Genomic DNA, 13,373 nt, shown 5'->3' with positions numbered 1-13,373 from the left:
GTAAATTGTAATAAAAAATAAAAATCAATAATAAATTTATTATATATTTTATTTTTATATAAAAAGAATAGTTTTTTATATTAATTTTTTATTTAAGTAAATTTAAATTTTTTTTTGACATTAATGCATCTAATACACCATTAATAAATTTATGACTAGTTTTTGATCCAAATTTTTTAGCTAATTCTATTCCTTCATTTATAACTACTTTATCTGGAACATCTAAACGTTGCATAATTTCATAAGAAGATAATCTAAGTATTGCTTTTTCTATTTGATCTATTTTTTTATTTTTTTTTGATAAAACTGGATTAATTATACTATCTAAGTAATTAACATTTTGAATTACTCCTGTAACAATTTCATTAAAATATTGTTTGTCTGATAAAAAATCTTTATTTTCTTTTATTACATAATTTTTAATTTCTGATATAATTATTTGTTTTGATATTTGCCAAGAGTATATTGCTTGTATAGCCATTTCTCTTGATTTTCTTCTTTTTAAGGGATTCATAATTTTATTCCTGTTTTGAAAAACATCTTAATAAATTTCATTAATATAAATTTTAATTATAAATTTTATTACAATTATAATTTTTATTATATAATAAAATATATATTTTTTAAAAAATATTTATGTATTTTTATATGTATAAAATATATATAAATATTTATTTATAAAAAAGATTTGTTTATATTTATATTTATGTTATAATATTTAAAATTGATAGCGGGGTGGAGCAGTCAGGTAGCTCGTCGGGCTCATAACCCGAAGGTCGTTGGTTCAAATCCAACCCCCGCAACCATAATTTTAATAATAATTTTAATTCAATGAAATAATTTTTTTATTTAAACCAGAAAATCTTTTTTGTTTATTTTTAATAATATTATATATTATTTTAACAGATCCATATATTGTTATTTTTTTTTTAGCTCTTGTAATAGCAGTATAAAATAATTCTCTACATAATATTTTTAAAAAATAGTTTGGAATAATTATTTGAACTGATGAAAATTCTGATCCTTGTGATTTATGTATGGTCATAGACCAAGCTGATTCATAATTAAACAATATTCTAGGATCAATTATTTTTAGTTTATTATTTGGTAATAAAAAATATATTTTTATTTTTTTATCAATATACAAACAAATTCCAATATCTCCATTCATTATTTTTAATGATTTATTATTTTTTTTAATTAAAATTGGTTTACCATGATAAAATGGTTGTTTTATTTTATTATTATTATTTTTATTTATTTTTTTTATAAACCATGAATCTAAATATTTATTTATTTTATTTGTTCCAAATAAACCTTTATTTACTGTACATAAAATTCTATATTTATTAAATTTTTTTATTATTTTTTTAGGTTTATTTGTTTTAATAATATATTCTAAATATTTAGTATAATATTTTTTTATATTTTGTAACATATTAAAATAATTTTCTTTTGTTTTTAATTTTTTCCAGATAATGTCAGAAAAATTTTTCCTATAAATTTTATATATATTATTATATTGATTATTTTCTATTGTTTTTACAAGTAAATTAATACCAGATTTTTTTTTAAATCTATATTTTTTTTTTAAAACAGATATATAATTTTTTTTTATGATTTTATTATAAATATTTTTTTTTTTGTTATAACATAATTCTTGTAACACTGACCCAACTTCTATTGAAGGTAATTGATTAATATCTCCTATAAAAATTATTTTTGTTTTTCTGCTTGTATTAGTAACAATAATATCCATTATATTTAAATCAATCATAGATGATTCATCTATTATTAGTATGTCTATTGTTTTTTTTTTTTTATTATTTTTTTTATTACATTGATTTGTTTCTTTTTGAATATTAAATAAATTATGAAGAGTAATTCCAATTTCAGGAAAAGATATTTTATTTTTTTTATTAATATTTTCTTTATTTAAAATATTAAATATAGATTGAGTTAATTTTGTTGCTGCTTTTCCTGTTGTAGCTGATAATTGAATATTAATTTTTTTCTTTGTAGAGTTTATTAAAATTAATATAAAATATGCTAATATGTATGTTTTTCCTGTTCCAGGCCCGCCCGTGATAAAAAATATATAATTTGATAAAGCTTTTTGTATAGTTATTTTTTGAATATAATCAATTTTTTTTGGATAATATTTATTAATTAATTTTTTGTATTTTTTAAAATAATTTTTACTAAATTTTAAATTTTGATTATAAATAAATTCAATTATTTTATTTTCAGAATACCAATATTTATATATATAAATATATTCTCCATCTAAAACTAATGGAGTTTTTTGTGTTCCATTACTACATGACCTGCTATTAATTACTTTTTCAAACCATTTTTTATTTTTTTTACTAACCAATATTAGTAATTTAAAAAAAAATTTATTTTTTTTTTTAAAATATTTTTTATTTTTAAATATTTTTATTGGCAAACAACTATGACCATAGTATATGGAATAACTTAAAAATAAGATTACCAGTATTATTTCTTCAGAGTAGTTGAAAAAATTTTTATTATAACAAGAATAAAAATTTACACAATGAATAATATTTTTCTCTTTTGCATTAAGTATTATATTAAAAAATTTTTTTTTATTTTTATGTATCATAAAATTTTCCAGAAAAAAGTTTATCTAAATTATTAATTAATGAAAAAGAAGGTTTAATAAAATATATACCAGAATTTTTTTGATCATCAAACGCTCTAAGAAATAAATAAAATACCCCTCCAAAATGTATTTTGTAATTATATTTTTTTATTTTCACTTTGAGAAAACGGTGAATAGCTAAACTATATAATTGATATTGAATATCATAACGATATTTAATCATTTCTTTCTTAATTTTATTCTGAGTATAATCATGATTATTTGGTCCCAAATAATTAGATTTATAATCTATAATATAATATTTTTTTTTCCATAAAAATACTATGTCTATAGTTCCCGTGAGTATTCCAGAAATATTTTTAAATTTAATATTATTACATTTTTTAGATAAAGGATCAAAATTTTTTATAATTTTATTTAATGTATCTATATTAATGTTTTTTTTTATTGGAATTATAAAACTTATTTCTTTTTTATATTCTTTTTCTTTTAATTGATTTAATTGTAATTTATCATTATTTAATGATGAAGATATAAATATACATATCCAGTTATATAATTTTTTTATCCATATTTTAGATAATGATATGAAGTTTAGTTTACTAATAATTTTTTTTATATTTTTTGTATTTGAAAATTTTATTTTTTTTAGAATATTATGTAAATATATCCCATATTCTTTTCCTGATGGTAATTTATAAATATTTATTTTAGAAGATATATTTTTACTTGTATTAAATATAATTTTATTTTTTTCAATATCTATTAAAGTATTATTTTTTTTTTTACATAAATTATACTTAACAATTTTAGAAAAATTTATTTTAGTCCAGGGATTTTTTATTTTTTTTAATAATTTAGGGATAAATATTTTATTTTTTTTTAAAGATTTTTTTTTACATATTATTATATTTTTTTTTATTAATTTTTTTGTTGGTTTTTTTATTGAAAAAATTTCTATATTTTTTTTTTTATTATCAAGTTCTTTTTTTAGACCATCAAAACTTAGTTTTTTACCCTTCTGTATTAAAAAACCAAGACTATTTGTATGAAAATTAGTATAAATTTTTTTATTTTTTTTTTCTTTAATTACCGCCATTCCTATACTACAATGTAGTATACTTCTTGTTAATGCAACGTAAAGTAAACGAATTTCTTCTGATAACTTTTCTTGAAAAGATAGTTGATAACTTTTTTTTTTATCTTTTAAGTTGATTATATTCGTCATTTTTTTTTTACAAAAAAACATATTATTATTTTTTATTTGAGAAGCACTAAAGAAGGGAATCCATATTATTGGATATTCTAATCCTTTTGATTTATATACAGTAATTATTTTTACATATTTTTTATCTGAAATATTATTATATTTTTTTTTATATAGTTTATTATTCTCTTCTAGACTATCTTGTAAAAATTTTTTTTTTAACCATACTATTAATAAAAATTTGTTTTTTATTTCTTGGTTTTTTTTTTCTAATACTTCAGCTAATATAATAATATTTTGTACATTAATACTATTTTCTTTTAAAGAAACAGAAGAATCTTGTATGTCGAAATCAATTATTATTTTCATTATCATTTTTGAAATACCTAATGTATTCCAAATTATATAGTATTTTTTTAATTTGTTTAATAAAGAAAAATACAATTCTTTTTTTTGGTTTATTAAATAGATATCATAAATATTTTTTTTGAATATTTCTGTGATTAATAATCTCTGAAATTTTAATTCATTTGATAAATCAATTATAGAATCAAGGATGCATATTACTTCTTTTGTCTCTGCTGTTTGAAAAATATTGTTTTTGTGAGATGTATAAATTGCTTTAATTTTTTTTTTTTTTAATTCTGTTTGAATAATTAATGCTTCATACTTATTTTTTACTAAAATTGCTATATCATTAGGTTGAATTAAACGTTTTTTTTTATTTTTTAATGTAATAAAAGATTTTTTTTTAGATTTATTAGATAACCATTTAAATATTGAATATGCACATTCTTTGGAAATCCATGAATAATATTCTTTTTTAGTTATTGTTTTTTTATTTTCAAAAATAAATTGAAATGCTGGTTGTTGAATATTATTAATAGTAAATTGAATATTTTTGTTTTTTGTATATGTAATTGATGATTGAAAATTAATTTCTTTAAAAATAAACGGTTTTTTAATTTGAGAAAATAATATATTAGTTCCTTCAACGATATTCTTAGATGAACGAAAATTTTTTTTTAAAAAAAAATATTTTTTTATTTTCTTTTTAAATTTTAAATATAGAAATATATTAGCTCCTCTAAAACTATATATAGATTGTTTAGGATCTCCAATTAAAATAAGTGATTTATTTTTTTTATTATTATACAATGAATAAAATATATTAAATTGAGTATCATCAATATCTTGACACTCATCGATTATAGTGACAGTATATTTTTTTAGAATATTTTTTTTTATAATAGAATCTTTTAATTTTATTTGTTTCCACATTATTTTATTTAAATCATTAAATTCTAATCCATTTTTTTCATTTTTTTTTCTTTTGATTATTTTTGGAATAGTTTTTAAAGCAAAATAAATAAAATATTCAAAAAATAAATTATATTTAATAAACATTTTTTCTGTATATCTAAAAAAAATATATTTAGTAGAATTTTTTAATAGTTTGTTTGTTTGTATTTTTTTATATTGAAAATATTGTAAGATTCTAGGAATCGAACAATCTTCTTTTTTACTTTGAGACCATTTGTTTATTTTTTCATACCATACTTTTAAATTTTTTTTATTATATATTCTTTTGTTAAGATTAATATTTTTCACTAAATTTTTTATTTTTCTTTTTTTTTTTTTCCATATTTTTTTTGTTTTTTTTATAATTAAAATAATATTATTAAACTGTTTAATTAAATTAGTATTTTTTGGAAAATTATATTTAAATTGTATATTTTTTTGATTTAACCATATATTTATATATTTAAAAAATTGTTGTGGTGTTTTCCATTTTTTTATGATTATTTTAACTATTTGTTTATTAGTAATATATACATATTTTCTCCAAAAATCTTTTGTAGATTCAATTTGTATTTTTATTATATTGGATAATATTTTTTTATGTATTATTTGTTGACAAAAAAATTTTTGTTCTAATAATATATGTCTAAAAAATCCATGCAGTGTATATATCATAATTAAATCAATATTTTTTTTTATTTTTTCTAATGATTTAATTGTTTTTTTAAAATTTTTAATATCTTTTATTATATCTAATAATTCATTATTTTTTTCTTTTTTTTTAGTGCATATGTCATATAATTGACAAATTTTTTTATATAATCTTTTTTTTAATTCATTTTTTGATGATTCAGTAAATGTAACTATTAGTATTTTATTTATTGATAAAGGATGTGAATATTTTTTTTTTATTCCTAAATTTAAAATTAATCGTAAATATAAACAAATAATAGAAGATGTTTTTCCAGTCCCCGCTGATGCTTCTATTAAAGTAATACCATTATTTGGTATTTTTTTTATATTAAAAGGTATATATTTCATATTATTTCTCATTAATCATATAAATTAATAATTTAATTAATGATTAAATTATATGATATTTCTTTATAGTAGTATTTTTAAAGATAGGTAATAACCAATATTTGCAAGTATGGCATATTTTGTTCATAATTATAGGATTTATTTTTGAAATTAACTTTTTTATATAGATATTATTTTTTTCACCTTCACGGAATAAATTTCCATTCCATTCTTGTAGAAAATTTTTTTTTGCAATATTTAGAGTATATTTATCATTTTTAATGATATTAAATTTTTTGAAATATATTGATTGTAACCAAATAATTCCAGATTTTAATATTAATAATGGTTTTTTTAATCCATCTATATATCCTTGAATATATTTTTCTAAATATTTTTCAGCTTTTTTTTTTTTTAAAAAAGAAAATTTTAAATTAGAATTATTAGTTCCTAACAAAATACTTGTATTTTTTTTTTTTAAAATACAACAGATTATGTGCTCTATCCATAAGGAGATTATTTCTTTGTAATTAATTTTATTCGTACACCATCGAACTAAAATTATTTTATTAATTTTTTTGATTTTTCCTGATAATTTATATTTTTTTATTTTTAAATTAAAATTAATTTCTTTAGGAGAATTTGTAATTTTATTAATTTGATCAGATAAAATATGCATTTTTTTTTCTTCTTTTTTCCATAATATTTTTCCTATATTACCGGGTGGTAGTTGATTTTTTAATTGAAATTTTTTAAATAAATTTTTAGTTTGTTTTTTTAACAAAAAATATTTTAGTATTTTATTTTTTATTTTATGTTTATCTAATGGTTGTATAGAGAATAATTCATCTTTTGATAACTTATTTTTTATATCGTTTAAAATATGTATGTTTAAATTTTTTTTAAAAAAATACTGAATTGGATTTTTCCAAAAATTTATTAATTCTTTTATTTTGATATTTTTTTTAATAGTAAAATTAATTTTTTTATATTTTTTTATGTTATTTTTTTTTTTGGAAAATTTTTCTAATTTTGTATCTATTAAATAAAAATTATTTAATTTATTTTTGTTATTTATATATACTTTATTAATAATGTTAATTGTATGTTTTTTATATTTTTCTTTTTTTTTAATATAAAAATTTTTTTTTATATAATAAATAATATCAGTAATATAATTTGATGGATAATTCTTATTTTCTATCATTGTATTTTTTGTATAACTTAAAAGTAAATATTTTTGAGCTGATATAATTGTTTCAAAAAAAATATTTTTATTTTTTTGATAGATTTTACTATTAATTAGATTTAATATATCTGTCTTGTTAAATATAGAGATATTTTCTTGATTACAACCTATTATACAGATCATTTTAAAAGGTATCATTCTTATTTTATTTAAGTTCATAACATTAATATATCCAGACATAAATTTATCTTTTTCATATAATGAAAAATTATATTTAAAGAATTGTTGTAACAAAATATCAATTGATATTTTATTTAAATAATTCATAGTAATTCCAGTTGATATAATTTTTTTCCATATATTTTCTAGTTTAAAAAAAAATACTTTATATTTTATAGGTATATAAAAAAATTCTTTTATTATCTGTGGAATAATATTTAACCAATTTTTTAATAATTTTTTATTTAATATTTTTTTTCTTAATTTTTGTAATTTAGTAATTAAATCAATAAAATTTCCTAATAGTATATTATTTTTATTAGAAGAAATATTATATATAGATATATTATTCCATATAGAATATTTTCCTTGTAATAGAAATCCAACTGTAATTCTTTTTATTGCATAGCTCCATGAATACGTGTTCATATCAGTAATGGACATTTTTTTAAAATGATCTTTATTAAAACCAAATCGAACATTTAAATCTGATATATATTTATAAATAATTTTAATATCATCAGATTTTATGAAAAATTTTTTTCTTAATAATTTTTCATCTAATAAAGATAATACCCAAGAATAGTTAAAACGATTTCTTTTAATTTGTAATATTTTTTGTATTATTAGTAAAATATTTTTTTTTAAGATATTAATATTAGAATTGTAAATAGAAGAATTATTAGGTAAAAAGGAAGAAAATATTTGATTTATATAATATAAATATGGATTTATATTATTTGTTGTAATAAGAATATTATGCGGTTTAATTTTTTTATCGGAGTTTAATATATTAATTATATGCGTGTATAATATTTGAATTTCTTGTAAGTGTGAGTAACATTTATGTATAAATATAGATTTATCACTTATATAAAATTTTTTTTTTATATTTTTTTTATAAAGTGATTTATTAAATAAATTATATTGTAGGACAGATAAAATTTTTTTTGTATGAGGTTTATTAAAAAAAAATTTTTTTTTACACAATAATGATTGTTTATCGTTTTTTTTTTTAAGTAAAATATTTATTTTTTTTAAAAAAACAAGATTAGAATTTACATTTTTTTTTTCTTTGTCATATATTTTGTATTGAAATAAATATATTGAAGTAATATTCTTAATTATATGTATAATAAAATTTATAAATGGATCTATTGGAGAAAAAGATAGTATAAATATTTTTTTGGGTATTATTTTAGAAAGATACTCTTTGTTTTTTAAAAAATTATTAATTATTTCAGTAAAGTTATTTTCTTTTAAATCTTTTATTTTTTTTATTATTAATTTCCATAATTTTTTTTGCCATGTGTATAATATTTTAGAAGAATTATTTTTTTTTTCTGTTTCCCATATATATATTAATTCAGGTTTAAAAAAAATATATTTAATAAAAATATTTGCCATATATGAACAAAATTCAAAATTATTATAAAATATACCATGTTTTTTTAAAAATAAACATTTTTTTTTATTTCTTATAATGGACATTAAAATCCATTGTAAACTTTTTTTTTTAAATAAAATAGGAATTTGATATTTTTTTTTATTATTTATATTTCTCATTAAACTTATAAAAAATTTTGAAATAATTAAATATTTTATGTTTATACTAATATTTTTATTTTTAGAAATATATATTTCTATCCATTTTTTTGTATTTAAATTATCAATTAAAAATATTTCTTCAATAAAAATATTTTTATTTTTATTTGTCATAATTTTTGTACAAATTTTTTTTAAAAGAAAATTTATTTGATTTGATTGATATATTTTTAACATATAGTTTTAAGATATAATGAATATTATTTTTTTTGGCGTAGAAAAATTTAATTCTACGCCTAACTTTTTTTGATTATATATTATTTTTTCTTTCTTTCTATTTTTTTTTGTTTTTTTTTAATATTTTATATATTTTTTTATATAAATAAATATCCATTTTTGGATAAGGTACAGTAATATTGTGTTTATCTAATGCCTTTTTAAATTTTAACATTAATTCTGAGTATACTAAATTTAGTTCTTTAGTATGACACCAGCATTTTACAACAAATTTTAATGATGAAGGTGAAAATTCATTTAATCCAATAAAATTACCTGGATGTTTTAAAACTCGTTCTTCATTGTCAAGAACATTTTGTAGTACTGAAATTACTAAATCTACATCAGAATCATATGCAACATTAATAATAAATTGATTTCTACGTATTGGTTCACGCGAATAATTTACAATATTACCAGCAACAATTTTTCCGTTAGGAATAACAATAATTTTTCCATCTAGTGTTTTTAATGTTGTATAAAATATATGTATATTTAATACAGTTCCGGCAGCATTACCTAAATTAACATATTCATTTGTTCTTAAGGGTCTTAATAAGACTAATAGTACGCCAGCTGCAAAATTAGACAATGATCCTTGTAATGCTAATCCTACTGCCATTCCAGCAGTTCCTATAATAGTAATTATTGAATTTGTTTGTACTCCTATTTGCCCTAAAGCTATAATAAATGCAAATGTAATTACGATATATCGAGCTAAAGTAGATAAAAACCCAGAAATTGTATTATCTATATGACGTAAAGATAATAATTTTTTAGCTATAGTTGCAAATAACTGGCTAATAAAAAAACCAATAGTTATTACAATAACAGCAAAAAATAAATTAATTAGATAAGATAAAATTGTTTGTTTACCCCATAAAAAACAAAAACCTATATTATTAACATAATCTATTATATGTAATTTTTCTATTATTTTTTTTATGACAAAATTTTTTTGCACATTTTCTACTTTTTATAGATTATCTAAAATAAATATTTTTATTTAATGATAGTAATAAAAAATAATTTATTAATTTAATTAATTTTAAAATTATTTATATAGTTAAATATTTATATATTTAATTGATATAAGTAATATTAATATTTATTATTTTAAATTATAAAAATGATACATAATATATCATGATTTTTTTTTATAATAAAAATATATATTTATAATATTTATAATTTATTATGTGAATTTAATATAGTAAAAATTTTTTTTAAATATTTTATAGAATATTTTTGCGCATTTCGTAACCATACTCTAGGATCATAATATTTTTTATTTGGTTCATTTTCACTAATTTTATTTCCTAATTGACTTTTTAAGTGTTCTTTGTTATCTAAGTAAAAATCTAATACACCTTTCCAATAATTCCATTGTATATCTGTATCAATATTAAATTTAATAACTCCATAATTAATAGATTTTTTAATATCTAATATGTCTGTTCCTGATCCACCATGAAAAACAAAATTTAAAGGATTTTTTGGTAATTTATTAACTAAACTTATATACTTTTGTGCTTTTTTTAATATTGAAGGTTTTAGTTGTATTTTTCCTGGTTTATATACTCCGTGAATATTTCCAAATGATGCAGCAATAATAAAATTATCACTAATTTTGTTTAATTTATTAAAAGCAAAATGAATATCTCTTGTATCAGTATATAATAATTTTTTATTAATATTTGTATTATCTATTCCGTCTTCTTCTCCTCCAGTACAACCTAATTCCATTTCTAGAATCATATTTAAATGAGTTAATTTTTTTAAGTATTCAGATGAAATGTTTATATTTTTTTGAATTTCTTCTTTTGATAAATCTATCATATGAGATGAGAATAAAGGACGACCATATCGTTTAAAAAATTTCTCCCCTTCTTTTAATAATCCGTTAATCCATGGTAAATGATTAAAATCACAATGATCAGTATGTAATATAACTGGAACATTATAATATTTTGATATTAAATGAACATGTTTTGCTCCTGATATTGATCCTATCACTGCATTTTTATGTCCTTTTTTTTGTAAACCTAAACCACTTATAAATTCAGATCCTCCATAAGAAAATTGTATAATTATCGGAGATCTTTCTTTTGAAGCCGCTTCTAAAGCGCTATTTATTGAATCTGTACTAATACAATTTATAGCAGGTATAGCAAATTTATTTTGTTTAGCTAAAGAAAATATAATTTTAGCTTCATCAGAATTTAATACACCGGGTTTAATAAGATCTAAAATCTTATACATGATATTTTTTCCTATTTTATGAATATAAAAATATTTTATTAAATATTTGTAAATTATTTTTATGTAGTAGTTTTAAAATTTTTTAATTTATCAAGAATTGGTAATGTTTTATTTTCTATAAATTTTAGAAAAGACCCCCCTCCTGTAGAAATATAAGAAATTTTATTTTTTAAATTAAATAATTCAATTACAGCTATAGTATCACCTCCTCCAGCAATAGAAAAAGAGGAACTATTTGCAATAGATTTAGCAATTTTTTCTGTTCCTTTTCTGAAATTTGGAAATTCAAAAACACCCATAGGTCCATTCCAAATTATTGTTTTTGCTTTTTTTATTACTTTTTTATAATTTTCTATTGTTTTATCTCCTATATCTAATATTTCTTCATTTGGTAATATATTTGATATTGATTTTGTTTTTGATTCTGATTTTATAGAATATGATTTACCAACACGAGAATCAACGGGTAATAATATTTTATTAGTTTCACATAATTCTTTTGCTTTTTCTTGAAAACTTTTTTCATAGAGAGATTTACCTATGGAGTAATGTATAGAGATAAATGTATTTGCGATTCCTCCTCCTACTAACATAGTATCTGTAATTTTTAGTAATGTATTTAATAATTTAAATTTTGTTGATACTTTTGCTCCACCTACTATTGTAACTATAGGATGTAATGGTTTATTAAATATACTTTTTAATATTTTTATTTCTGAATATAATAATGGACCGATACATGCTTTTTTTACAAAATCACAAATACCATATGTTGAAGATTCTATTCTATGCGCTGTTGCAAAAGCATCCATAACAAAAATATCACATAAATTAGAATATTTTTTAGATAGATCTATATTATTTTTTATTTCTCCATAATTAAATCTTACATTCTCTAATACAACAATTTCATTAGATTTTATTTTAATACCTTTTAAATAGTTTTTAGAAAATGTTATTTTTATTCCTGATAATTTTTTTTTTAAATATTCAAATACTGGAAATAGAGAAAACTTTTTTTCGTATTGACCTTCTTTAGGTCTCCCTAAATGGGAAGCTAGTATAATTTTTGCATTTTTTTTTAATGCTAATTTAATAGTTGGAATAGAACGATCAATACGTTCACTAGATATTATTTTTTTATTTTTTATTGGAACATTTAAATCTAATCTAATAAACACTCTTTTATTTTCTAAATCAATATCTTTCATATGTATCATTTTTTTTCCTTAAATAAGCATGTAAAAACATATTTAATATTATACTAGTATTTTAATACTAATAGTTAATTTTATAATTTATATAAAAATACATTTTATTTATAATAAAATTTTTTTAATTATAATAATAATTATAATATATATTCAATATTTTACTACAATATAAATTTTAAATATAATATTTTATATTAATTATATTAACAATATTATTGATATATATTAATAAATGAATTTAAATATGTAAATTAATATATAGTATTAAAATTATATAAAATATAACTTTATTTTTATATATTAATTTTTAATAAAAAATATTAGTTTTTTTTAATTTTATAACAAATAAATTACTTATATAGTATAATAATTATTATTTTAATGATTTTAAACAAATATTTATAATAAATATTTTTTATAGATAATTAATAATTTTATTAACTTTTATTAAAAATATAAAAATTATATTTTTATATAAAAATTATATTTTTAATAAATAAAGTATAATTTTTA

The 13,373-nt window shown here is 17.0% G+C and carries 7 protein-coding genes and 1 tRNA gene; 1 reads left to right on the top strand and 7 read right to left on the bottom strand.

Annotated elements, in window-relative coordinates; translation table 11 throughout:
• Nucleotides 1-88: 88 nt before the first annotated feature.
• Nucleotides 89-514, bottom strand: coding sequence for a transcription antitermination factor NusB (gene nusB, locus BUCICURT3053_RS01495; protein ID WP_154061250.1), 426 nt, complete (start codon nt 512-514; stop codon nt 89-91).
• A gap of 215 nt (nt 515-729) precedes the next feature.
• Here nusB and BUCICURT3053_RS01490 point away from each other — a divergent pair.
• Nucleotides 730-806 (top strand) — tRNA-Met (locus BUCICURT3053_RS01490).
• Nucleotides 807-823: 17 nt separating this feature from the next.
• On the opposite strand, the gene recD is transcribed toward BUCICURT3053_RS01490, so the two are convergent.
• The 6 genes from recD to BUCICURT3053_RS01460 all read right to left on the bottom strand — a co-directional run bounded on the left by recD (nt 824) and on the right by BUCICURT3053_RS01460 (nt 12,866).
• Nucleotides 824-2,626, bottom strand: a complete 1,803-nt coding sequence (gene recD, locus BUCICURT3053_RS01485; RefSeq protein WP_154061249.1) for an exodeoxyribonuclease V subunit alpha — start codon at nt 2,624-2,626, stop codon at nt 824-826.
• Complete coding sequence (gene recB / locus BUCICURT3053_RS01480) at nt 2,616-6,176, bottom strand: exodeoxyribonuclease V subunit beta (RefSeq protein ID WP_172598439.1); 3,561 nt, start codon at nt 6,174-6,176, stop codon at nt 2,616-2,618. The genes recD and recB overlap by 11 nt, the downstream gene beginning before the upstream one ends.
• A 43-nt stretch (nt 6,177-6,219) precedes the next feature.
• Complete coding sequence (locus BUCICURT3053_RS01475) at nt 6,220-9,345, bottom strand: exodeoxyribonuclease V subunit gamma (protein WP_154061247.1); 3,126 nt, start codon at nt 9,343-9,345, stop codon at nt 6,220-6,222.
• Between the two features lie 97 nt (nt 9,346-9,442).
• Entirely contained in the window at nt 9,443-10,318 is an 876-nt protein-coding gene (gene mscS / locus BUCICURT3053_RS01470) for a small-conductance mechanosensitive channel MscS (RefSeq protein ID WP_172598442.1), read from the bottom strand.
• A gap of 251 nt (nt 10,319-10,569) precedes the next feature.
• Nucleotides 10,570-11,646: a class II fructose-bisphosphate aldolase gene (gene fbaA, locus BUCICURT3053_RS01465; protein WP_154061245.1), complete on the bottom strand. Its 1,077-nt coding sequence runs from the start codon at nt 11,644-11,646 to the stop codon at nt 10,570-10,572.
• 59 nt (nt 11,647-11,705) lie between these two features.
• Entirely contained in the window at nt 11,706-12,866 is a 1,161-nt protein-coding gene (locus tag BUCICURT3053_RS01460; RefSeq protein WP_154061244.1) for a phosphoglycerate kinase, read from the bottom strand.
• Between the last annotated feature and the right edge of the window lie 507 nt (nt 12,867-13,373).

Source organism: Buchnera aphidicola (Cinara curtihirsuta) (genome assembly GCF_900698895.1).
GTDB lineage: Bacteria > Pseudomonadota > Gammaproteobacteria > Enterobacterales > Enterobacteriaceae > Buchnera_F > Buchnera_F aphidicola_AX.
Note: the sequence above shows the minus strand (reverse complement) of the source record. Positions and strands in the feature narration are given on the sequence as shown.

Coding starts and splice junctions, on each gene's coding strand:
- fbaA (WP_154061245.1), bottom strand. CDS start 11,646: ATGTATAAGATTTTAGATCTTATTAAACCCGGTGTATTAAATTCTGAT.
- recD (WP_154061249.1), bottom strand. CDS start 2,626: ATGATACATAAAAATAAAAAAAAATTTTTTAATATAATACTTAATGCA.
- nusB (WP_154061250.1), bottom strand. CDS start 514: ATGAATCCCTTAAAAAGAAGAAAATCAAGAGAAATGGCTATACAAGCA.
- BUCICURT3053_RS01475 (WP_154061247.1), bottom strand. CDS start 9,345: ATGTTAAAAATATATCAATCAAATCAAATAAATTTTCTTTTAAAAAAA.
- recB (WP_172598439.1), bottom strand. CDS start 6,176: ATGAAATATATACCTTTTAATATAAAAAAAATACCAAATAATGGTATT.
- BUCICURT3053_RS01460 (WP_154061244.1), bottom strand. CDS start 12,866: ATGATACATATGAAAGATATTGATTTAGAAAATAAAAGAGTGTTTATT.